The sequence below is a fragment of the Streptomyces sp. NBC_01351 genome, from assembly GCF_036237315.1.
GTDB lineage: Bacteria > Actinomycetota > Actinomycetes > Streptomycetales > Streptomycetaceae > Streptomyces.
Genome location: NZ_CP108356.1, coordinates 7,031,855 through 7,053,408 on the forward strand (window position 1 = coordinate 7,031,855; position 21,554 = coordinate 7,053,408).

The 21,554-nt window shown below is 71.4% G+C and carries 21 protein-coding genes and 1 riboswitch; of the genes, 14 read left to right on the forward strand and 7 right to left on the reverse strand.

The features are described 5' to 3' along the window. Positions 1 to 97: 97 nt before the first annotated feature. From OG625_RS32470 to OG625_RS32505, 8 genes are all read left to right on the forward strand, one after another. Complete coding sequence (locus OG625_RS32470) at positions 98 to 1,006, forward strand: DUF881 domain-containing protein (RefSeq protein ID WP_329388092.1); 909 nt, start codon at positions 98 to 100, stop codon at positions 1,004 to 1,006. Further along, the gene (locus tag OG625_RS32475) at positions 1,003 to 1,335 is read left to right on the forward strand and encodes a small basic family protein (protein ID WP_030010496.1); all 333 of its coding nucleotides are present in this window, start codon (positions 1,003 to 1,005) and stop codon (positions 1,333 to 1,335) included. Before OG625_RS32470 ends, OG625_RS32475 begins: the two co-directional genes overlap by 4 nt. A 5-nt stretch (positions 1,336 to 1,340) precedes the next feature. Further along, positions 1,341 to 2,132: a DUF881 domain-containing protein gene (locus OG625_RS32480; RefSeq protein ID WP_329388094.1), complete on the forward strand. Its 792-nt coding sequence runs from the start codon at positions 1,341 to 1,343 to the stop codon at positions 2,130 to 2,132. Between the two features lie 85 nt (positions 2,133 to 2,217). Next, positions 2,218 to 3,162: an FHA domain-containing protein gene (locus OG625_RS32485; RefSeq protein ID WP_329391159.1), complete on the forward strand. Its 945-nt coding sequence runs from the start codon at positions 2,218 to 2,220 to the stop codon at positions 3,160 to 3,162. Positions 3,163 to 3,181: 19 nt separating this feature from the next. Continuing rightward, the gene (ftsR, locus tag OG625_RS32490) at positions 3,182 to 3,955 is read left to right on the forward strand and encodes a transcriptional regulator FtsR (protein WP_329388096.1); all 774 of its coding nucleotides are present in this window, start codon (positions 3,182 to 3,184) and stop codon (positions 3,953 to 3,955) included. 63 nt (positions 3,956 to 4,018) lie between these two features. Continuing rightward, the gene (locus OG625_RS32495; protein ID WP_030009777.1) at positions 4,019 to 4,492 is read left to right on the forward strand and encodes a bifunctional nuclease family protein; all 474 of its coding nucleotides are present in this window, start codon (positions 4,019 to 4,021) and stop codon (positions 4,490 to 4,492) included. A gap of 204 nt (positions 4,493 to 4,696) precedes the next feature. Next, positions 4,697 to 5,335 (forward strand): MerR family transcriptional regulator, encoded by a 639-nt coding sequence (locus OG625_RS32500; RefSeq protein ID WP_329388098.1) that lies wholly within the window; start codon positions 4,697 to 4,699, stop codon positions 5,333 to 5,335. 55 nt (positions 5,336 to 5,390) lie between these two features. Beyond that, on the forward strand, positions 5,391 to 6,899 hold the full coding sequence (locus OG625_RS32505; RefSeq protein WP_329388101.1) for a DNA polymerase IV: 1,509 nt from the start codon (positions 5,391 to 5,393) through the stop codon (positions 6,897 to 6,899). 709 nt (positions 6,900 to 7,608) lie between these two features. Here OG625_RS32505 and OG625_RS32510 read toward each other — a convergent pair. Beyond that, positions 7,609 to 7,974, reverse strand: a complete 366-nt coding sequence (locus OG625_RS32510) for a PRC-barrel domain-containing protein (protein ID WP_329388103.1) — start codon at positions 7,972 to 7,974, stop codon at positions 7,609 to 7,611. A gap of 112 nt (positions 7,975 to 8,086) precedes the next feature. After that, positions 8,087 to 8,185, forward strand: a riboswitch (glycine riboswitch). 196 nt (positions 8,186 to 8,381) lie between these two features. On the opposite strand from OG625_RS32510, the gene gcvP reads away from it, so the two are divergent. Then, the gene (gene gcvP / locus OG625_RS32515) at positions 8,382 to 11,267 is read left to right on the forward strand and encodes an aminomethyl-transferring glycine dehydrogenase (protein ID WP_329388105.1); all 2,886 of its coding nucleotides are present in this window, start codon (positions 8,382 to 8,384) and stop codon (positions 11,265 to 11,267) included. A 78-nt stretch (positions 11,268 to 11,345) separates the two neighbouring features. Here gcvP and OG625_RS32520 read toward each other — a convergent pair whose 3' ends face one another. Together OG625_RS32520 and OG625_RS32525 are read right to left on the reverse strand one after the other, a co-directional pair. Continuing rightward, complete coding sequence (locus tag OG625_RS32520; RefSeq protein WP_329388107.1) at positions 11,346 to 11,534, reverse strand: DUF5999 family protein; 189 nt, start codon at positions 11,532 to 11,534, stop codon at positions 11,346 to 11,348. A 261-nt stretch (positions 11,535 to 11,795) separates the two neighbouring features. Continuing rightward, positions 11,796 to 12,416: a hypothetical protein gene (locus tag OG625_RS32525; RefSeq protein WP_329388109.1), complete on the reverse strand. Its 621-nt coding sequence runs from the start codon at positions 12,414 to 12,416 to the stop codon at positions 11,796 to 11,798. Between the two features lie 494 nt (positions 12,417 to 12,910). On the opposite strand from OG625_RS32525, the gene OG625_RS32530 reads away from it, so the two are divergent. Together OG625_RS32530 and OG625_RS32535 are read left to right on the forward strand one after the other, a co-directional pair. Continuing rightward, on the forward strand, positions 12,911 to 14,446 hold the full coding sequence (locus tag OG625_RS32530; RefSeq protein ID WP_329388111.1) for a glutamate-cysteine ligase family protein: 1,536 nt from the start codon (positions 12,911 to 12,913) through the stop codon (positions 14,444 to 14,446). Positions 14,447 to 14,533: 87 nt separating this feature from the next. Continuing rightward, a complete protein-coding gene (locus OG625_RS32535; protein ID WP_329388113.1) occupies positions 14,534 to 15,328 on the forward strand; it encodes a CPBP family intramembrane glutamic endopeptidase in 795 nt (264 codons plus the stop codon). Between the two features lie 9 nt (positions 15,329 to 15,337). Here OG625_RS32535 and OG625_RS32540 read toward each other — a convergent pair whose 3' ends face one another. Both OG625_RS32540 and OG625_RS32545 read right to left on the reverse strand, forming a co-directional pair. Then, on the reverse strand, positions 15,338 to 16,174 hold the full coding sequence (locus tag OG625_RS32540) for a PhzF family phenazine biosynthesis protein (protein WP_329388115.1): 837 nt from the start codon (positions 16,172 to 16,174) through the stop codon (positions 15,338 to 15,340). A 94-nt stretch (positions 16,175 to 16,268) separates the two neighbouring features. Further along, on the reverse strand, positions 16,269 to 17,147 hold the full coding sequence (locus tag OG625_RS32545) for a hypothetical protein (protein ID WP_329388117.1): 879 nt from the start codon (positions 17,145 to 17,147) through the stop codon (positions 16,269 to 16,271). 214 nt (positions 17,148 to 17,361) lie between these two features. On the opposite strand from OG625_RS32545, the gene OG625_RS32550 reads away from it, so the two are divergent. Then, on the forward strand, positions 17,362 to 17,982 hold the full coding sequence (locus OG625_RS32550) for a PadR family transcriptional regulator (RefSeq protein ID WP_329388119.1): 621 nt from the start codon (positions 17,362 to 17,364) through the stop codon (positions 17,980 to 17,982). Between the two features lie 116 nt (positions 17,983 to 18,098). Here the strand turns inward: OG625_RS32550 and OG625_RS32555 are convergent, their stop codons facing one another. Next, on the reverse strand, positions 18,099 to 18,527 hold the full coding sequence (locus tag OG625_RS32555; protein WP_329388121.1) for a type II toxin-antitoxin system Rv0910 family toxin: 429 nt from the start codon (positions 18,525 to 18,527) through the stop codon (positions 18,099 to 18,101). 215 nt (positions 18,528 to 18,742) lie between these two features. Here OG625_RS32555 and OG625_RS32560 point away from each other — a divergent pair, with 215 nt between their 5' ends. After that, positions 18,743 to 19,699, forward strand: a complete 957-nt coding sequence (locus tag OG625_RS32560; RefSeq protein ID WP_329388123.1) for an EamA family transporter — start codon at positions 18,743 to 18,745, stop codon at positions 19,697 to 19,699. 160 nt (positions 19,700 to 19,859) lie between these two features. Then, on the forward strand, positions 19,860 to 20,858 hold the full coding sequence (locus OG625_RS32565; protein ID WP_329388125.1) for a DMT family transporter: 999 nt from the start codon (positions 19,860 to 19,862) through the stop codon (positions 20,856 to 20,858). Here OG625_RS32565 and OG625_RS32570 read toward each other — a convergent pair. After that, on the reverse strand, positions 20,840 to 21,526 hold the full coding sequence (locus OG625_RS32570; RefSeq protein WP_329388127.1) for a pyridoxamine 5'-phosphate oxidase family protein: 687 nt from the start codon (positions 21,524 to 21,526) through the stop codon (positions 20,840 to 20,842). The genes OG625_RS32565 and OG625_RS32570 overlap by 19 nt on opposite strands. Positions 21,527 to 21,554 lie beyond the last annotated feature (28 nt).

The window sequence follows — 21,554 nt, forward strand, 5'->3', positions numbered from 1 at the left end:
TCCACGTAGGACCGAAGTCCGGCGGTCCGGGAGCGGGAAGGCCCCCGCCCGGCCGCCGGACGGGCGCATTCGGTGTGTGCGGCGCCGACATGCGACGATGTGCGGCATGTCGCAGCCGCCCCTCAACCGGACTCCGGCGTCCCCGGTGCCCCCGCGCCCGGACGCTTCCATGTCGCTGCTGACGCACGTGATGGATCACAGTCTCGACGAGGGCTACGCGGAGGCGTCGGCCCGTCGTGAGGCGGAGGGCACGGCAGGACTGCCCCGCACCCTCAAGGCCAAACTGGGCCTCGCCGCCGGGCTCGTGATCGCGGCCATGGTCGTCACGCTCGGTGCCGCCGAGGCGCGGGTGGCCGCGCCGGTGCTGGCCAAGGAGCGTCAGGAACTGATCGACCGGGTGAACCGCGCGGACGAGCGCGCGGACGGTGTGGAGCGGGACATCGAGAGGCTGCGGAACGATGTCGCGGACCGCCAGCGTGCGGCGCTCAAGCAGCCCGGCGGGGGTCAGGGCGAGCTCGTGGCGCTGCTGTCCGGTGCCACCGAGGTGCGGGGCCCCGGGATCAAGCTCGAGGTCGACGACGCCAAGGGCGCTTCCGACGGCGGCGGTGGCGGGCCGCGCGAGAGCGCCGGCTTCTCGGACACCGGCCGGCTCCGGGACCGCGACATGCAGAAGATCGTCAACGGGCTGTGGCAGTCCGGTGCGGAGGCCGTGTCGATCAACGGGCAGCGGCTGACGTCGCTGTCGGCGATCAGGGCCGCCGGTGACGCGATACTGGTCGACAACAAGCCGCTCGTGCCGCCGTACGAAGTGCTGGCGGTGGGGGACAAGAAGAAGCTCGGCACGACCTTCCAGGATTCGGCGGACGGTCAGTACCTGCACGTACTGCAGGAGAGCTACGGGATCCGCTACACCCTGTCCCCGCAGGACGAGGTGCGGTTGCCGGCCGCGTCGAGCCTGACCGTACGTACAGCTACAGCAGCAGAGCAGCAGAAGGGTGCATCGTGATCGCGGTACTGGGCCTCTTGGCCGGAGTGGTGGCCGGACTTCTGGTCCGGCCCGAAGTGCCGGCCGTGGTGGAGCCATATCTGCCGATCGCCGTGGTGGCGGCGCTGGACGCGGTGTTCGGTGGTCTGCGCGCGATGCTGGACGGCATCTTCGTGGACAAGGTCTTCGTGGTGTCGTTCCTGTCGAACGTGGTCGTGGCCGCGCTGATCGTCTTCCTCGGTGACAAGCTCGGGGTGGGCTCGCAGCTGTCCACGGGTGTGGTCGTGGTCCTCGGCATCCGCATCTTCTCCAACGCCGCGGCCATCCGTCGGCACGTTTTCCGGGCGTGAGGCCGATGAGTACGGACGACACCCCCGAGCAGCCGGGGGCCGCGGCGCAGCCGCCGAAGGACGTACCGGGGCCGGCGGAGCAGACGGGCCGGCAGCGGCTCGCGGCCGGGCTGTGGCCGCCGCGGGTGAGCCGGGCCCAACTGATCGTCGCGGTGCTGCTGTTCGTGCTGGGCCTGGGACTGGCCATCCAGGTGCGGTCGAACAGCGAGTCCAGCGCGCTGCGCGGGGCACGTCAGGAGGACCTCGTACGGATCCTCGACGAGCTCGACGGGCGGACCAAGCGCCTGGAGGACGAGAAGCAGCGGCTGGAGGACCAGCGCAAGGAGCTGGAGAGCAGCTCCAACCAGGCCGAGGAGGCCCGCAAGCAGACCGTGGAGAAGGAGCGCCAACTCGGCATCCTGGCCGGTACGGTGGCAGCGCAGGGGCCGGGAATCACGCTGAAGATCACCGATCCCACGGGCAAGGTGCGGTCCGACCAGCTGCTGGACACCCTCCAGGAGCTGCGGGCGGCCGGGGCCGAGGCGATCCAGATCAACGGCGTGCGCATCGTGGCCGGCTCGTACTTCTCCGACGAGAGCGGCGGGGTCGGCATCGACGGTAAGAAGATCACACAGCCCTACGAGTTCAGGGTGATCGGCAAGGCCCAGGATCTGGAGCCGGCGCTCAACATCCCCGGCGGTGTCGTCCAGACGCTGGAGAAGGAGCAGGCCACCGTCAACGTCATCCGGTCGCCGAAGATCGTCGTGGATGCCTTGCGGGCTGCGAAGCAGCCTGACTACGCTCGGTCGTCATCGTGATGTTGCGGAGCGGAGAGTGGACCGGCTCACGCGGGCTGATGCCTGCGGGGGGTCGGCGCACCGAAGTCGCGGTGCGTGGTGGAAACTGTCTGGTGGTTACGGACGTTGTGAGAATGTCCGGGTCGGCAGGTGTCTGCATTCGGAGTTCGTCCTGCCCCACGGGCGGGTCTGTTTCGGTCAAGGGGAATCGCCCGTGAAGTTGTTTGAGAAGTTGTTCGGCAAGAAGAACCGCGAGGAAAGCGGCCCGGCACGTCACCGTGCCGGGCACGGGGACGCGGAAGGGCAGGGCGACCGGCCGCTCTTCCGTGACGAGGTGGCGGGAGCGGGTGACAATTCGGGCGCTTCCGGCGCGTCGACTGTTGACCCTGCTGGTACCGGACGCATAGGTTTCGGTGAACCATCAACCTCAAGTGCGGGTGGAGGGTTTGCCCCCGACCCGTATGCCACCAATGCCTCCGCGGGGCAGCCGCGGCGCGAGGAGCCGTCCATGTCGGCCGAGCAGATTTGCAGCAGGTGCGGACACCGCAGCGATGCGGCCAGTCGGTTCTGCTCCAACTGCGGGGCGCCGCTGCGGGCGGGTCTGACGCCGGAGCGTGCCTCGGAGACCACGTCCACCATCTCGATCTCGGGCCTCGAGGCCTACGAGGCCGAGGTGTCGGGACAGACGCACGTGTCGTCCTCGCTGTCCCCCGAGGCCCAGGCCGCGGTGGAAGCGCTGCCGCCCGGTTCCGCCCTGCTCATCGTGCGGCGCGGTCCCAACTCCGGTAGCCGTTTCCTGCTGGACGGCGAGCTGACCACGGCGGGCCGGCACCCGCAGAGCGACATCTTCCTGGACGACGTCACCGTCTCCCGGCGCCATGTCGACTTCCGCAGGGGTCAGGACGGCGGTTTCACCGTCTCCGACGTCGGCAGCCTCAACGGCACGTACGTGAACCGTGAACCGATCGACTCCGTCGCCCTGCACAACGGTGACGAGGTGCAGATCGGCAAGTACCGGCTGGTCTTCTACGCGAGCCTGCGGGGCATCTGACCCTATCTGGGAAGGTCTCATGCTGCGTACCCCGACCGGCGGTGCCCCGAAGAACGGCACCGCCGGCACCGCCGGGCGGCTGGTGAGCATCGGCACGGTGCTCACCACGCTGCGTGACGAGTTCCCCGAAGTCACGATCTCGAAGATTCGTTTCCTGGAGGCGGAAGGGCTCGTCGAGCCCCGGCGCACGCCTTCGGGATACCGCAAGTTCAGCACCGACGACGTGGAGCGCCTCGCGCGCATCCTGCGGCTGCAACGCGACCACTACCTGCCGCTGAAGGTCATCCGCGACCAGCTCGACGCGCTCGCCCGCGGTGAGCAGATCCGTATCCCGGCGCCCACCGCGCACGCGGACTCCGAGGGCACGGTCGAGCCGGGCAGCCCCGTGGCCGTCTACGGCGAGGTGGGCCGGGAGCGGCCCACGGTGGCCCGGGTGGACCGTGCGGAGCTCCTCGCGGCCGCTGACGTCGACGAGGTCCAGCTGGTCGAGTGGGAGTCCTATGGGCTGCTCGCGGAGGCTCCGGGCGGCGGATTCGACGCGGAGGCCGTCACGGTGGCCCGGCTCGTCGCCGATCTCGGCCGCTTCGGGCTGGAGCCGCGGCACCTGCGCGCCATGAAGGCGGCAGCGGACCGGGAGGCGGGGCTGGTGGAGCAGGTCGTGGCACCACTGCGCCGCCACCGCAACCCGCAGACCAGGATGCATGCGGAGGCCACCATGAAGGAGCTCGCGGGGCTGTCCGTACGGCTCCACGAGGCCCTCGTACAGACCGCTCTCGGGGTTCGTCTGCGGTGAGCTCGCTGGTCGGAGTGGGGCCCCGACTACCCAAACCTGCCGAGCAGGTCCTAGGGTTGCTGTGTGAACGAGCTCGACGTTGTGGGTGTCCGGGTGGAAATGCCCTCCAACCAACCGATCGTGCTCCTGCGTGAAGTGGGAGGCGACCGGTACCTCCCCATCTGGATCGGACCAGGGGAGGCGACCGCCATTGCCTTCGCGCAGCAGGGGATGGCCCCTGCCCGGCCGCTGACGCACGACCTGTTCAAGGACGTGCTGGAGGCGATCGGCGAGGAGCTCACCGAGGTCCGGATCACGGATCTGCGGGAGGGCGTCTTCTACGCGGAGCTCGTCTTCGCCAGCGGGGTCGAGGTGAGCGCGCGGCCTTCCGACGCCATAGCGCTCGCCCTGCGGACGGGGACGCCGATCTACGGCAGTGACGGCGTCCTCGACGACGCCGGAATCGCCATTCCGGACGAACAGGAGGACGAGGTGGAGAAGTTCCGCGAGTTCCTCGACCAGATCTCGCCCGAGGACTTCGGTACGGGCCCGCAGTGAGGCGCGGCGTGACCCGGCGAGCGACCCGTAGCGCGGGTCGCCCCACGGGGACTTTCAGCCCATTCGAGTAGCCTTTCCCCGTAAAGGGATACGGGAAACCACTCTCAGGGTGATTATCACTCGGCGTGCCGAGTGTGGCGATCGTTGACGCACCCCTGGTGACTGCCTACCTTCAAGGTGGCAGGTCAAGGACGGAGGGTCGGCGTGAGGATCACGGGCGACGGTACGACCGGGGGCACCCCCGCGCGGAGTGACGGGGGACCGTACCCGCTGCACGGCAGTGCGGTCGGTTCCGCGCGCCGTCAGCCGGAGTCGACGCCGGTCGGACCGGTGGGCGGCGACCAGGCGCCCGAGCAGATCGGATACCGGGGGCCGACGGCGTGCGCCGCGGCGGGCATCACCTACCGGCAGCTCGACTACTGGGCGCGCACCGGACTGGTGGAGCCGAGCGTGCGGCCCGCGTACGGGTCGGGCACGCAGCGGCTTTACAGCTTCCGGGACGTGGTGGTCCTCAAGATCGTCAAGCGTTTCCTGGACACCGGGGTGGCGCTGCAGAACATCCGCACGGCCGTGCAGCACCTGCGTGACCGCGGGTTCTCCGACCTGGAGCGGATGACGCTGATGAGCGACGGCGCCACGGTGTACGAGTGCACCTCCCCGGACCAGGTCGTGAGCCTGCTCCAGGGCGGGCAGGGCGTCTTCGGCATCGCCGTGGGAGTGGTGTGGCGCGACGTCGAGAGCGCGCTGTCCCAGCTGCACGGGGAGCGGGTGGACACCGGCGAGACGCTGGTCGGGCACAACCCGGCGGACGAGCTCGCGGCACGCCGCAACCGCGCCGTCTGACCGGCCGGGCGCCACTGCCCCGGAATTGTCAGACCCGTAGGGCAGCATCGGGGCTGTGAGAGCCGCGCCGACCATCCTGCACCTGGACATGGACGCCTTCTACGCCGCCGTGGAGCAGGCGTCGAAGCCGAGCCTGCGGGGCAAGGCCGTCATCGTCGGCGGCCTGGGCCCGCGGGGGGTCGTCGCGACCGCCTCGTACGAGGCCAGGCGGTTCGGAGTGCACTCCGCGATGCCGATGGCGCAGGCGCGGCGGCTCTGCCCGAACGGTGCGTACCTCTTCCCGCGCTTCAGCCTGTACCGGGAGGTCAGCGACCTGGTCATGGCCCTGCTGCGGGAGCTTTCGCCGCTGGTGGAGCCGCTCAGCCTGGACGAGGCCTTCGTGGACCTGGAGGCCGGCGGGGTCGCCTTCGACTCGGAGGGCGCTCTGGCGGCGGGGCAGCGGCTGCGGGCGGACATCCGTGGTGTGACGGGGCTCAGTGGGTCGGTGGGTCTGGCCGGATCGAAGATGCTGGCCAAGGTGGCGTCCGAGGAGGCCAAGCCGAACGGGCTGCTGCTGATCGAGCCGGGGACGGAGCGGGAGCTCCTCGCGCCGATGTCGGTGCGGACCCTGCCGGGGGTGGGGCCGGCCACCGGAGAACACCTGCGCCGCGCCGGGATCACCACCGTGGGGGAGCTGGCGGAGGCCGGGGAGGACGAGCTGGTCCGGATGGTCGGGCGCGCGCACGGCGTGGGCCTGTACCGGATGGCGCTGGGGCTGGACGACCGGCCGGTGGTCGCCGAGCGCGACGCGAAGTCGGTGTCGGTCGAGGACACCTTCGACGTGGACCTGCACGACCGGGTGCGGATCCGGGGCGAGGTGCAGCGGCTCGTGGACCGGTGCGTGCGGAGGCTGCGGGAGTCAGGGCACTCGGGGCGCACGATCGTGCTGAAGGTACGGCGGTACGACTTCTCGACGCTGACCCGCTCCGAGACGCTGCGGGGCCCCACGGACGACCCGGGTGTGGTGCGGGAGGCCGCGGCGCGGCTCCTGGAGGGCGTGGACACCACGGGCGGGGTGCGGCTGCTGGGCGTGGGTGTGACGGGGCTGGCGGACTACACGCAGGAGGACCTCTTCGCCCAGGCCGCGGTGCTCGCCGCCGAGGGCGCCGAGGGTGCCGAAGGTGCCGAGGGCAGGGCGGAGTGGGCGGAAGGGGCCTCCGAGCCTCCCGGTGACGGGCCGGCCGCCGGGGCCGGGACGGGGCGCAAGGAGGACGAGCCGGTCATGGACCCGTGGTCCGCTGCGCCTGCGCCGGGGGAGGTAGCCGCGGAGCCCGAGTCGGCTGGGGAGCGGCGGTGGCCGGCCGGGGGCGACGTACTCCATTCGGTGTACGGGCCGGGGTGGGTGCAGGGCAGCGGGGTCGGGAGGGTGACCGTACGGTTCGAGCAGCCCGGGTCGGGGCCCGGCCGGGTCAGGACCTTCCGGGTGGACGACCCCGAACTGGAGCCGTCCGACCCCCTGCCGCTGGTGGGGGACGCGGGCCCGGACCCTTCCGCGGATACCGAGGGCGGCGCGCCGCGCGCCTGACCGGCGATGCGGTGCGGGCGCCGGTCGGCCCGGGGGCTTCGGCGGGGTCACCCGGCCTGCGGGGCGGGCGCGGGTGACCCCGCCGAAGGCCGATCCGGGCTCGGGGCCTCTGGTGCGGGTGGGACCGCGGGTGGCGCCGGAGAGCGGCTCGTGTTCCGGGCGGCCCGGGGAGTGGCCGCGGTGGGTTGGTTGGCGTGGAGGGCGGGCCGCGGCGCCCGTAGATCCTGGGTGGGGCGTCCCGAGGTCCTGGGGGGCTAGGGATCTTGCGGATCGGGGTGGTGGTTGGTGCCGGCCCGGCCGTGGCCGGGCGCGCGCCGGGGCGTCTCCTCGGGCGTCGAACGGTTCGAGGGGTCGGTGGGCCGAGGGGGGTGCGTTCGACGCCCTGCGGGGACGCCCCGGCACACACCCGGCCCCGTCCAGGCCTGGGGGGATGCCCCGGTGCATGCTCGGCCCCGTCCGGGCCTGGGGGGATGCCCCGGTGCATGCTCGGCCCCGTCCGGGCCTGTGGGGATGCCCCGGTGCATGCTCGGCCCCGTCCGGGCCTGGGGGGATGCCCCGGTGCATGCTCGGCCCCGTCCGGGCCTGTGGGGATGCCCCGGTGCATGCTCGGCCCCGTCCGGGCCTGGGGGGATGCCCCGGTGCATGCTCGGCCCCGTCCGGGCCTGTGGGGATGCCCCGGTGCGTGCTCGGCACTGGCCGGGCTGCCGCCCTAGTCTTCGTCGGTGGCCAGGTGGCCGAAGTCGCGTTGGAAGTCCGACGGGAGCGTCACGTCCAGGCCGTAGTGGTGGTAGAGCTGGAGCTCCTGCTCCGGGGAGAGGTGGCGGCCGACGCCGAAGTCGGGGGCGTCCTTGATCAGGGAGCGGTCGAACGGCACCCGCAGGGCGTCGTCCACCAGCTCGCTCGGCTCCAGCGGGACGAACGCGTCCCGGCTGAACAGGCCCGTACGGACGGCGGCCCATTCCGGGACGCCCGTGGCATCGTCGAGGTAGACCTCGTCCACGGTGCCGATCTTGGTGCCATTGCGGTCGAACGCCTTGCGGCCGATCAGGCTGCGCGGATCGATGTCGGTCTGCACGGTCCCTCCAAATGGTCGCAACTCCTCCGTAATGACTACAAAAGTGCATATCCCAAGAAGAGGCCACTCGGGGAGCTCCCGGATCCTCGCTGGTAGGCTGGGTGATGGCTGTCGACCCTGTGCGGGAGAGTCCTCCGAGTGAGAACGACGGAGGCGCCGAAGGAGCAAATCCTCCCCGGAATCTCTCAGGCATACGTACCGCACGGACGAGGCCACTCTGGAAAGCAGGGGCGGGTATCGGGCGCGCAGTGCCGGTTCCTCTCCTCACCGACGGTGAAAGTCGGCTCGTTCGAGCAACCCTCGAGCGGCCGGTGAAACTCTCAGGTTGAGATGACAGAGGGGGAGGCCGTCCGGGTGCCCGCGCCGTGGTGCCCCTCGCAGGTCGTACGACCAGGAGGCCTCCGTACATGACCGCCAACCGCATTCCGCTCTCCCAGCTGGAGCGAGGCATCCCCTTCGAGCAGCGCCACATCGGCCCGGACGCCGAGGCGCAGGCGAAGATGCTCGCCCAGGTGGGCTACGGCTCGCTGGACGAACTGACCGCCGCCGCGGTGCCGGATGTGATCAAGACCGCTGAAGCGCTGAACCTGCCCGAGGCGCGGACCGAGGCCGAGGTGCTCGCCGAGCTGCGTTCGCTGGCCGACCGCAACCAGGTCCTGTCCTCGATGATCGGGCTGGGTTACTACGGCACCTTCACGCCGCCGGTGATCCTGCGCAACGTCATGGAGAACCCGGCCTGGTACACGGCCTACACGCCGTACCAGCCGGAGATCTCGCAGGGCCGCCTCGAAGCGCTGCTGAACTTTCAGACCGTCGTCGCCGAGCTGACCGGTCTGCCGACCTCCGGTGCCTCCCTGCTCGACGAGGGCACCGCGGCCGCCGAGGCCATGACCCTGGCCCGCCGCGTGGGCAAGTCCAAGGGCAATGTCTTCCTCATCGACGCCGACGCGCTGCCGCAGACCATCGCGGTGATCGAGACCCGCGCCGAGCCGATCGGCATCGAGGTCGTCGTCGCCGACCTGTCCGAGGGCATTCCGGCCGAGATCGCCGAGCGCGGCGTCTACGGCGTGCTCCTCCAGTACCCGGGTGCTTCCGGCGCCGTGCGGGAGATCAAGCCGGTCATCGAGCAGGCGCACGCGCTCGGCGCGATCGTCGCCGTCTCGGCCGACCTGCTCGCCCTGACCCTGCTGACCTCCCCGGGCGAGCTGGGCGCGGACATCGCCGTCGGCACCACGCAGCGCTTCGGCGTCCCGATGGGCTTCGGCGGACCGCACGCCGGCTACATGGCCGTCCAGGCCAAGCACGCCCGCTCCCTGCCGGGCCGACTCGTCGGCGTCTCCGTGGACGCGGACGGCAACAAGGCGTACCGCCTGGCGCTGCAGACCCGTGAGCAGCACATCCGCCGCGAGAAGGCCACGAGCAACATCTGTACCGCTCAGGTGCTGCTCGCCGTCATGGCCGGCATGTACGCCGTCTACCACGGCCCGGACGGCCTGCGGACGATCGCCCGCCGTACGCACCGCTACGCGACCCTGCTCGCCGCGGGCCTGACGGCCGGCGGTGTCGAGGTCGTGCACGGGGCCTACTTCGACACGGTCACCGCCCGCGTCCCGGGCCGCGCGGCCGAGGTCGTCGCCGCCGCGCGCGAGGGCGGGGTCAACCTGTTCCAGGCCGACGCCGACCTGGTCTCCATCGCCTGCGACGAGACCACCCTGCGCGCCGACATCGAGGCAGTCTGGGCGGCCTTCGGGGTCACCGGTGACATCGAGGCGCTGGACGAGACCGCGGCGGACACCCTCCCCGAGGGACTGCTGCGCTCGGACTCCTACCTGACGCACCCGGTCTTCCACCAGCACCGCTCCGAGACCGCGATGCTGCGCTACCTGCGCAGGCTCTCGGACAAGGACTACGCGCTGGACCGCGGCATGATCCCGCTGGGCTCCTGCACCATGAAGCTCAACGCGACCACCGAGATGGAGCCGGTGACCTGGCCCGAGTTCGGCCAGCTGCACCCCTTCGCCCCGGTGGAGCAGGCCGGGGGCTACCTCACGCTCATCAACGAGCTGGAGGAACGTCTCTGCGAGGTCACCGGCTACGACAAGGTCTCCATCCAGCCGAACGCCGGTTCGCAGGGTGAGCTCGCCGGACTGCTGGCCGTACGCGCCTACCACCGCGCGAACGGCGACGAGCAGCGCACCGTCTGCCTCATCCCGTCCTCCGCGCACGGCACCAACGCCGCCAGCGCCGTGATGGCCGGCATGAAGGTCGTCGTCGTCAAGACCGCCGACGACGGCGAGGTGGACGCGGACGACCTGCGCGCCAAGATCGAGCAGCACCGCGACGAGCTCGCCGTGCTGATGATCACGTACCCGTCCACGCACGGTGTGTTCGAGGAGCACGTCGCCGACATCTGCGCCCAGGTGCACGAGGCCGGCGGCCAGGTCTACGTGGACGGCGCGAACCTCAACGCCCTGGTGGGCCTGGCCAAGCCGGGTCACTTCGGCGGCGACGTCTCGCACCTGAACCTGCACAAGACCTTCTGCATCCCGCACGGCGGCGGCGGCCCGGGCGTCGGCCCGGTCGGTGTCCGGGCCCACCTGGCCCCGTACCTGCCGAACCACCCGCTCCAGCCGACCGCGGGCCCGGAGACGGGCGTCGGTCCGATCTCGGCCGCGCCGTGGGGCTCGGCCGGCATCCTGCCGATCTCCTGGTCGTACGTGCGCCTCATGGGCGGCGAGGGCCTCAAGCGCGCCACCCAGGTGGCCGTGCTCGGCGCCAACTACATCGCCAAGCGCCTGGAGCCGCACTACCCGGTGCTCTACACCGGCCCGGGCAACCTGGTCGCGCACGAGTGCATCATCGACCTGCGTCCGCTGTCGAAGTCGACCGGTGTGAGCGTGGACGACATCGCCAAGCGCCTGATCGACTACGGCTTCCACGCGCCGACGATGTCCTTCCCGGTCGCCGGCACGCTGATGATCGAGCCGACGGAGTCCGAAGACCTCGCCGAGATCGACCGCTTCTGCGACGCGATGATCGCCATCCGCGGCGAGATCGAGAAGGTCGCCTCCGGCGAGTGGTCGCTCGAGGACAACCCGCTGGCCAACTCCCCGCACACCGCTGCGGCGCTGGGCGGCGAGTGGAACCACCCGTACACCCGTGACGAGGCCGTCTTCCCCGGTGGGGTCTCGGCCGCCGAGAAGTACTGGCCGCCGGTGCGCCGCATCGACGGTGCGTTCGGTGACCGCAACCTGGTGTGCTCCTGCCCGCCGCTGGACGAGTACGACAACTGATCGATGACGAAGGGGCCGGTCCGGGAGAATCTCCCGGACCGGCCCCTTCGTCGTTCTCGTCGTGTCCTACGCCCTGCCCTACGCCACCGCGAGCGGCCGGTGCGGGGCGATGATCTGGCCGTCGGGCAGCAGCTCCCCGGTGTCCTCGAAGAGCAGGACGCCGTTGCACAGCAGGCTCCAGCCCTGCTCCGGGTGGTTGGCCACCGGGCGGGCGGCCTCCCTGTCGGCGGATTCGGCTGATGGGCAGGCTGGCTGGTGCTGGCACATGGATGCGTTCTTTCGCTGCGGTGTGGTCTGTGTGCTACGGCTCGATGCGTGATTCATGGCCGTCCCCCTGGATCATCCCCGCGCGTGCGGGGAGCATGGCCTCAGTCTTCCCCCAGGACAGCCGCTTCGCAGGGATTTCCCGCCAGCTGTCCTCATAGATTGATGACGCATCACTCGTGCGGGCGGTTCAGGCCAACTCCCCTGTCATTTCGGATGGTTCGCGAGTGGCCCGGGCGGACTAACCCGAATGGGCCAATCGGGTCAGGCGGCCGGCGCGGCCAGCGAGGGAGGGGCCGGCGCCGTCGCCGGGGTGAGCCGTCGGGTCAGCACGGGCAGCAGCTCCGAGACCGGATGGGGTCGGTACGGGGCGATGCCGGGCGGGGCCGGGGCCAGGGGCACCAGCAGGTCCTCGTCGGCCGGCAGACCGGCGGAGGCGTCGGCGCCCACCGCCCCGTGCAGCCACAGCGTCAGCATGTACAGCTCCGGTACGGACAGCAGCCGCGGCTGGTAGGCCTTGCCGAGCGACTCCGCCTGGCGCAGGGCGCGTTCGGTGGCGGCGACGTAGGGGCCCTCGAAGAAGTGGGAGAAGGCCCAGCCGTCCGGAGTGAGCCGGGTGTCGGCAGCGGCGACGAAGCGGTCCCCGCTGCGGATGAGGAACCGCCAGCCGGTGAGCCGGGTGCGGGGCGGCCTGCCTGCGGCGGCCAGGGTGGACATGCCCAGCCGGTCGAGGACGTGGACCGGCAGCGGGAGTTCGGCGGTCATCGGCCCCTGGAGCGCGCGCAGGGCCGGAGTGTGTGCCTCGTTGACGGCGGTGGGGGAGCCGAGGGCCGCGAGGACGCTGCGCAGGGCGGGCGCGGGAGCCGGAGGGACGTGCAGCGGCATGGTGGGTCGCCTCTCACTTGGGAGACCTGTGGAACGGGGGAAGGTGCGGACGGCGCTGTCGCATTCTGGGGCCAGAGGGGGGCTGAGGGGCAATGGCCGCGCGCCAACTCTCTGCCTCGTTTGCGGAGTTTATACGACATGTGTTCACGTAGTGTTTCGGCTAGCCGTCCCGCCTATTGCCGACAAGGCGCTTACCGGTCCCGCTGACGTGGCATTCATGCCGGATGGGCGCGAACATGTCGCGCTGACCTCGGAGGTTACCGGATGGGTGCCCGGCTGAAAAGCATCGGTAATCGGGAACGCGCAAAGTCGGGGCGGGATTTGCGCGAAGTGAGTTGCCAGGTGAATGTGCCGGAGCGCCCTTCGGCCAAACCGGCGCGCGCGCCCCGCAGTGCACGCCCCCCGGGCGTTATGGATCACGCTGTCGGGGCATCATCGACCGTAACGCGCGCCTGGGTGCCCAGGGCCAGGCCCAGTCGAGGAGGGACGCTTCGATGGGGGAGAAGGTCGTGGCGGGCGGATTCGACCTGTCCGATCGGCAGAGGTATCGAAGGAAGCTCCACGAGTGTCTGGAGGGACTGGAGCGACTTCTGGCGGAGAAGAGGTTCGATCGCCCGAAGAACATGATGGGACTTGAGATCGAGTTGAATCTTGCGGGTGCCGACGGGTTGCCGAGAATGGTGAATGCCCAGGTGCTGGAGCGTATTGCGAGCACCGATTTCCAGACCGAACTGGGAATGTTCAACCTGGAGGTGAACGTCCTGCCGCACCGGCTCGGCGGCCGCGTTTTCGACCGCCTGTCCGAGGAACTCAGCGCCGGGCTGGGCTATGCCCACCGGCAGGCCGCGGAGATCGACGCCGGGGTGGTGATGATCGGAATTCTGCCGACGATCTCGCGCGACGACCTGGTCACGGCCAACCTGTCGGCGGTCGACCGGTACTCGCTGCTGAACGAGCAGATCCTGATGATGCGTGGCGAGGACTTCACCCTCGACATCGAGGGGGTCGAGCGGCTGACCTGGACCTCAGGGTCGATCGTGCCGGAGGCGGCCTGCACCTCCGTACAACTGCACCTCCAGGTGACACCGGCCCGGTTCTCGGACGTGTGGAACGCCGCGCAGGCGGTGGCGGCCGCGCAGATAGCCGTCGGCGCCAACTCGCCGTTCCTGTTCGGGCGCGAGCTGTGGCGGGAGTCGCGGCCGCCGTTGTTCACGCAGGCCACCGACACCCGGCCGCCCGAGCTCCAGGCGCAGGGGGTGCGGCCGCGGACCTGGTTCGGGGAGCGGTGGGTGGACTCGGCGTACGAGCTCTTCGCCGAGAACGTCCGCTACTTCCCCTCGCTGCTGCCGATATGTGACGAGGAGGAGCCGCTGCGGGTGCTGGACGAGGGCGGGGTGCCGCTGCTGCAGGAGCTCGTCTTGCACAACGGGACCGTCTACCGCTGGAACCGGCCCGTGTACGGGGTCGCGGACGGGGTGCCGCACCTGCGGGTGGAGAATCGGGTGCTGCCGGCCGGGCCCACCGTCGCCGATGTCGTCGCCAACGCCGCCTTCTACTACGGGCTCGTGCGCACCCTCGCGGACGAACCGCGCCCGGTGTGGACCCGGCTGCCCTTCGCCGAGGCGGAGGCCAACTTCGACGCGGCCTGCCGGTACGGGATCGACGCGCGCCTGCGGTGGCCGCGCCGGGGCCGGGCCGGGGGACTGGTGAGCGTACCGGCGGTGCGGCTGGTGCTGGACGAGCTGCTGCCGATGGCGGCGGCCGGGCTGGACGCCTGGGGCATCGAGCCCGCGGACCGGGACCACTACCTCGGCATCATCGAGGAGCGCTGCCGGCGGAGGGTGAACGGGGCGACCTGGCAGGTGGACACCTACCACCAGGCCCTCGCCGCCGGGCTGGAGCGGGACGAGGCGCTGGCCGCGACCACCCGGCGTTACAGCGAGCTGATGCACAAGGGGGATCCCGTGCACACCTGGCCCGTGGGGTTGGCCGAGGAGGAGGTGAGCGCGCCGGTGCCGGTCAGGCGCTGACCGGCCGCCAGGGTCCCGAGGTCCCGCTCCGCCGCGGAGGAGGCAGTATGGGGTGATCGGAACAGGGCGGCAGGACGGGAGTCGGGCGTGCGGGTGGAGCCGGTGGGCGTGGAGCTGCGCGAGGAGGAGCGGCGCGGGCTGCTGCGGACGGAGACGCTGCTCGTCCTCGCCCTGTCGCTGGGGGCGAGCGGGGTCTCCGCGCTGATCAGCTTCATCGGCTCGCTCACCAAGCCGGGCGGGCTCAAGGACCAGGCCGCCACCCTCAACGGTTCGTACGCCCCGGGCCGGCCCTGGCTGGACCTGGCCTGGCAGCTCTTCGGCATCACGAGCGCCCTGGTCCCCGTACTGCTCGTGGCGCACTTCCTGACCCGCGAGGGCGTGCCCGGGCTGAAGGCGCTCGGCTTCGACCGCACCCGGCCCGGGTTCGACCTGGGCCGGGGCGCCGTCGTCGCGGCCGGGATCGGGAGCGCCGGGCTGGCCTTCTACCTGGCGGCGCGGGCGAGCGGATTCAACCTCACGGTGGTGCCGGAGGCGCTGCCCGACGTGTGGTGGAAGTTCCCCGTGCTGATCCTCTCCGCGGTGCAGAACTCCGTGGTGGAGGAGGTCATCGTGCTGGCCTACCTGCTGCGCAGGCTCGACCAGCTGGGCTGGTCGCCGATGGCCGCGCTGGTCGCCAGCTCGGTGCTGCGCGGCTCGTACCACCTCTACCAGGGCATCGGCGGCTTCATCGGCAACGTGGTGATGGGCGCCGTCTTCGTGCTCGCCTACCGCCGTTGGGGACGGGTGGGGCCGCTCGTCGTCGCGCACGCGCTGCTCGACATCGTGGCCTTCGGCGGGTACGCCCTGCTCGCGGGCAAGGTGGGCTGGCTGCCGACGCCGTGACCCGTACGGTCAGGGGGCGGTGAGCAGCTCCCCGTCGAGGACGGTGACCGCGTGGCCGGTCAGCAGGGTGCGCTCGCCCGCCAGGGTCACCTTGACCAGCCCCTGACGGGCGCCGCCCTGGAGGCCGGTCAGCTCGTCGCGGCCCAGCCGCTGCGCCCAGAACGGGGCGAGCGCGGTGTGGGCGCTGCCCGTGACCGGGTCCTCGTCGATGCCGAAGGCGGGGAAGAAGCCCCGGGAGACGAAGTCGTACCCGAGGGAGGGATCCTCGGCGGGCGCGGTGACGATCACCCCGCGCTTGGCGAAGGCCCGCAGGGCGGCGTGGTCCGGTTCCAGTTCGCGGACGGTCTTCTCGTCGGCGAGCTCGATCAGCAGGTCGCCGATGTGCGGGGAGGTGTCGTGCACGGAGAGGATCGGGGCGCCGCCGAGCGCGTGGTCGACCGCGGCGGGCGCCGGGACCGGGGTCAGCGAGGAGGTCGGGAAGTCCAGGGTGATCGTGCCGTCCTCGGAGGTCCTCGCCGTGAGGATGCCGCAGCGGGCGGTGAAGCGGATCAGCCCTTCGGTGAGCCCGCCGGTGGCCAGACCGCTCTCGTTCAGGACGTGCGCGGTGGCGAGGGTGGCGTGCCCGCACATGTCGACCTCGGCGGCCGGGGTGAACCAGCGCAGCGCCCAGTCGGCGTCCCCGCCGGGCGGCAGCGGGTGGGCGAAGGCGGTCTCGGAGAGGTTCATCTCGGAGGCGACCTGCTGGAGCCAGGAGTCCGGCGGGAACTCGCCGTCGAGGATCAGGACTCCGGCGGGGTTCCCGTGGAAGGGGCGGTCGGTGAAGGCGTCGACGATTCTGATGCGCATCCCCCGACGGTAGGGCGGTTCCTCGATCGCCGACAAAGGCCAATCCGGGGTGACTGGCCTGGTGTCCCGCGGGTGCCTGCGTACCCGCGGCGGGCTACCCGACCCACTTCCGCAGTACGGCCGTCATGCCGTCGTCCGGATCGCCCATGAGCACGAACAGCTCCGGGTGTTCCTCCGTTCCCGCCACCTCCCAGCTCAGCTGCGCGTCGTCCCCACAGGTGGGAATCGTCAGGTGCACGCCCGCCCGGCTGCCGTACGCCGCCTCGGTGGGCGTCCACTTCCCGTGCCCCGAACAGTGGCCCACGACCTCGAAGCCGTCGTGGACCGGCAGTCTCCGCACCGTCGCCTCGCCCTGCGCGCCGAGCTGCAGGCGGACGCCGTCGCCCGCCCACTCGCCGACGTAGTCGGCGCGCTCCAGGACCGGCGGCTGGTACGTCGGCGCGGTGGCTGCGAGATAGAAGGCGGCGACCAACGCGACCGCGGTGGGCCCCACAGTCCAGAGCCGCATCGTGCGACTCGGCAGCTGCCGCATGCGGGCGAACACCGCCACCCCCACGGGCAGCAGCCCGGCGCCCGCGATCAAGGTGAACGTGCCGACGTACGAGGTGTCGGCGAGGAGGCAGATAGGTAGGGCGTACCCGGCCGCGATCAGAGCCATCACCGGCACGGCCCAGTACGGCGCGGAGAGCCGCGTGCGCAGGCCCGCGAAATTCGAGGCCACCATCACCGGTGTGGTGAAGAGAAAGCTGTGCAGGAAGCCCAGCAGGCCCGCGAGGAGCGGACCGACGAACGCCATGACGAGCAGCCCGAAGAGCAGGGCGATGCCGCCGCCCCAGCCCCGGTTGTACGGCTCTTGCTGAAGCGAGATGAGCCAGGTGTACAGCCCGACGCAGAGTATCTGCGCTCCCCCCACGGTCTCCGCGGCCGGCGCGATGCCGCTCCACGGGGCCGTGTACCGCTGCTGTGTCGTCACCGCGTGATTCGACATGACGAGTGCCCCCTGGACATCGCTTGAACACGTTCAATTGATGTGGACCCTACACCTCTCCCGCCGGGGCATGTCGAGGGGTCGGCTTCAAAGGTTCCGATATATCGTTGACGCATCGCGATCGGTCATCGATAGTGGATACATCGGGCAACTGATGAACCGGGACGCACCACTACGAAGTGACGGAAGGAGCGCAGTCATGCGTTCACGTGGACAGCACGAACACGGACACGGACATGAGCACGGACGGGGCCACGGCCACTGCGGGCCCGATCGTCGAGAGGAGTTCAGGGGGCTGCGCGCCGCCTTCGGCCCGTTCGGGCCTCCCTTCGGCGGTGGACCCTTCGGGGGGCGTGGCGGTCGCGGCGGACCGCGCGGCAGGGCTCGGCGCGGTGACGTGCGCGCCTCGATCCTGGCGCTGCTCGCCGACCGGTCGATGCACGGCTACGAGATGATCCAGGAGATCGGCGAGCGCAGCGGCGGGGCGTGGAAGCCCAGCCCGGGGTCGGTCTACCCGACCCTCCAGCTGCTCGAGGACGAGGGTCTGATCGTCAGCGAGAGCGGGGGAGGGAAGAAGCTGTTCGCGCTCACCGACGCGGGCCGTGCCGAGGCCGAGTCGGGCCCCGACGCCCCTTGGGCGGATGCCGGGCGCGGCCCCGACTTCGAGGCGATGCACGAGATCCGGGCGGCTGGGGTCGGTCTGTGGGAGGCCTTCGGGCAGGTCTTCAAGACCGGCACGCCCGAGCAGCGGGAGAAGGCCCTCGCCGTGATCAACGACGCCCGCAAGAAGCTCTACCTGATCCTGGCCGACGAGCACTGATCCGGGCGGCCGCAGGCTGCACGCAGCGCGCCCCGCGAGTCCTCTCGCGGGGCGCGCCGTCGTGTGCGGGTGCGGGGGTCCGGTTGTGCGGGCGTGTGGGGGTGCGGGGGTGTGCGTCAGGCGACGAGGCCGGCCAGTTTGCGCAGGGATTCGGTAAGCGCGGCGGTGGCCGAGTCCTTGAGCTTCCCGGCCATCAGGGAGACCGCGGCGCCCGTGAACTCGCCGTCGATGCGGACGGTGGTCGCCCCGCCGTCCGGGGTCAGGGTGTACCGGGTGAGCACCGCCACGCCCATCGGGCCCTTGCCGGTGATGGCGAAGACGCGCTCGTCCTCCAGCTCCGAGACGGTCCAGACGACCTCCGCCGGGAAGCCCATCATCTTCATGTTCTCGGCGAAGGTGGAGCCGACGGCGAGGGTCTCGGGTCCGCCCTTGGGGAAGTTCGTGTGGGTCATGCTCCACTGGCCGTACGCGTCCCAGTCCGTCAGCTGGGACCAGAGCTTCGCGGCGGGCGCCTCGATGCGTGATTCCGCGGTGACTTCGGCCATGCGACCACCCCTTCTCGTCGGATACGTGCGGCGGAACGTAGCCCCGGAGGGCGGAACATTCAATACTGACGACCTGTCAGATATTGGCGGGGTGGGGGCGCGGCGGGAGTGCGCCGGGGCGTGGCGGGATTGTGGCGGGAGGGCCCGGGTGTCGTCTGCGTCTCAACAGGCGTCTTGTCCGTGACGGTGCTGACGGGCCCTGTCATGATGGCCCGATGCAAGCGTCAGGGAAGAACGCCGGACTGGGCCTCGCCCTCGTCTCGGCGGTTGCGTTCGGTGGTTCCGGGGTGGCGGCCAAGCCGCTGATCGAGGCGGGTTTGGACCCCCTCCACATGGTCTGGCTCAGGGTGGCCGGGGCATCCCTCGTACTGTCCCCGCTGGCCTGGCGCCACCGTGACCTCGTCCGGCGTCGGCCGGCGCTGCTCGCCGGCTTCGGGCTGGTAGCCGTCGCGGGCGTGCAGGCCTTCTACTTCGCCTCCCTGTCGCGGATCCCCGTCGGGGTCGCCCTGCTCCTGGAGTACCTGGGCCCGGCGCTGCTGCTCGGCTACATCCGCTTCGTGCAGCGCAAGCCCGTGACGCGCGGCGCCGCCGCCGGTGCGGCCGTGGCCGTCGTGGGACTGGCCTGCGTGGTCGAGATCTGGGCCGGCCTGCGGCTGGACCTGCTCGGCGTGATCTTCGGCCTCTGCGCCGCCCTGTGCCAGGCCTTCTACTTCGTCTTCGCCGACCAGGGCGCAGACAAGGACGACGCCCCGAACCCGCTCGGGGTGACGGCGTACGGCTTGATCGTCGGAACCCTCGTCATGACCGTGATCTCCCGGCCGTGGGAGATGGACTGGCAGGTGCTGGGCGGGCAGGCCGCCCTGGGCGACACGATGCTGCCCGCCGCGGTGCTGCTCGGCTGGGTGGTGCTGATCGCGACCGTCTTCGCGTACCTGACCGGCGTGGTCTCCGTGCGCAGGCTCTCGCCGCAGGTCGCCGGCGTCGTGGCCTTCCTGGAGGCCGTCGTCGCCACCGTGCTGGCGTGGATCCTGCTCGGCGAGCACCTCTCGACCTGGCAGATCGTCGGCGGCGGGCTGGTGCTGGGCGGCGCGTTCATCGCGCAGTCCTCCCGGCCCGCGCCGCCGACCGTCGCCGATGTGCCCGTTCTGGACCGCGAGACCACGAAGGCCTAGGGTGGCGATCATGCATTCGACCGTGCTTCCGCCTCCCGCCGCCTAGGCGCGGGCGGCACCCTCACGAACCACGTGCCCGGGGAGTTCCCGGGCCGATGCGCGCTGCCCGCGAAGCGATGACCTGCTTCTCTCATCCTTCACGCATGCGCGGAGACTTCTCGTGTCGAATCATTCGCCCGCTGCCGGGCGCAGTCTGCTCTACCTCGTCGTCGCCGGAGCCGCCTGGGGCACCGCCGGGGCGGCCGCTTCCCTCCTCTTCCTGGCCAGTGACCTCGGCCCGCTCGCCCTGTCCTTCTGGCGGTGCGCCGGCGGGCTCGTGGTGCTGCTGGGAGTGCTCGCCGCGCGCGGGCGCCGCGGCGGGGGCCGGGGGCGGATGCGGCCGTCCAAGGCCTCGCTGATCGGGACCGGGCTGCTGTTCACCCTGTTCCAGGCCGCCTACTTCGCCGCCGTGCGCGAGACCGGCCTCGCGGTCGGCACCGTCGTCACCCTGGGCGCCGGACCCGTGCTCATCGCGCTAGGGGCCCGGTACTGGATGGGCGAGCGCCTCGGCCGCGGAGGTCTGACCGCGGTCTGCGGGGCGTTGGCCGGGCTGGCCGTGCTGGTGCTGGGCAGCGGGGGCGGCGAGGTGCGGCCGCTCGGCGTCGGCTGGGCGCTGCTGTCGGCCGCCGGGTACGCCGCCATGACCCTGCGGGCCCGCCGGCTCGGGCAGCGCGGGGCGGGCGGGGACCCCCTCGTCACCACCGCCTGGTCGGTCGCGGTGGGCGCGGTCACCCTGCTGCCGCTCGCCTGGGCGGAGGGGCTGCTGCCGCACACCGCCGAACTCGGGCGGGTGCTCTGGCTGCTGGCGTACGTCGCCACCGTGCCGACGGCTCTCGCGTACGCGCTCTACTTCACCGGGGCCGCCGCCGTGCGGGCCGCGACCGTGTCCGTGATCATGCTGATCGAGCCGGTGAGCGCGGCGGCCATCGCCGTCCTGGTGCTGGGGGAGCGGCTGACCGGCGCGGTGGTGCTGGGAACCGCACTGCTGCTGACGGCGGTGGGGGCGCTGATCGCCGCGGAAACCCGCCGTCCGGCGGCCGGCCTTCCGGCGGGCGGTGCCGGGCCGGTGACGGCCGGGCCCGCCGCCGTGCGGGAGCGTCCTCAGAGTGCCGTGATGTAGTCCGGGACGGCGATGCCGGGGGCCAGGTCCGCGGCCGGTACGGGGACTCCGTACGCCGGCGCGACGGGGACCACGCCCGACCAGTAGGGCAGGCCCAGGTCCTCGGCGTCGTCGTTCGGGCCGCCGGTGCGGAGCTTCGCGGACACCTCGGTCAGGTCCAGGCGGATCACCGCGGTGGCGGCGAGCTCCTTGGCGTTGGCCGGGCGGGAGTCGGCGGAGCGGCCCGGTACGACGTGGTCGACGAGGGCGTTCAGGGCCAGTCGGCACTCGGCCTCGTCGGTGACCTGGTAGGCCGTGCCGTGGACCATCACCGAGCGGTAGTTGAGCGAGTGGTGGAAGGCCGAGCGGGCCAGCACCAGGCCGTCGACGTGGGTCACGGTCACGCACACGGCCAGCCCCGGGTCGGCCTTGCCGGCCGCGAGCAGGGGGCGGGATCCGGTGGAGCCGTGGACGTAGAGCGCCTCGCCGACGCGGGCGAAGAGGGTGGGCAGAACCACGGGGGCGCCGTCGCGGACGAAGCCGAGGTGGCAGATGTAGGCCTGGTCGAGTATCGAGTGCACCGTCTCGCGGTCGTAGCGGGCCCGGTCCCGGGAGCGGGTGGGGACGGTGCGGTCGGTGGGCTCGTAGGCGGTTTCTGTCTCTGTCTCTGTCGCGGGGGTCGTGGTCATCGTGCGCGCTCCGTTGTACTAGTGCATA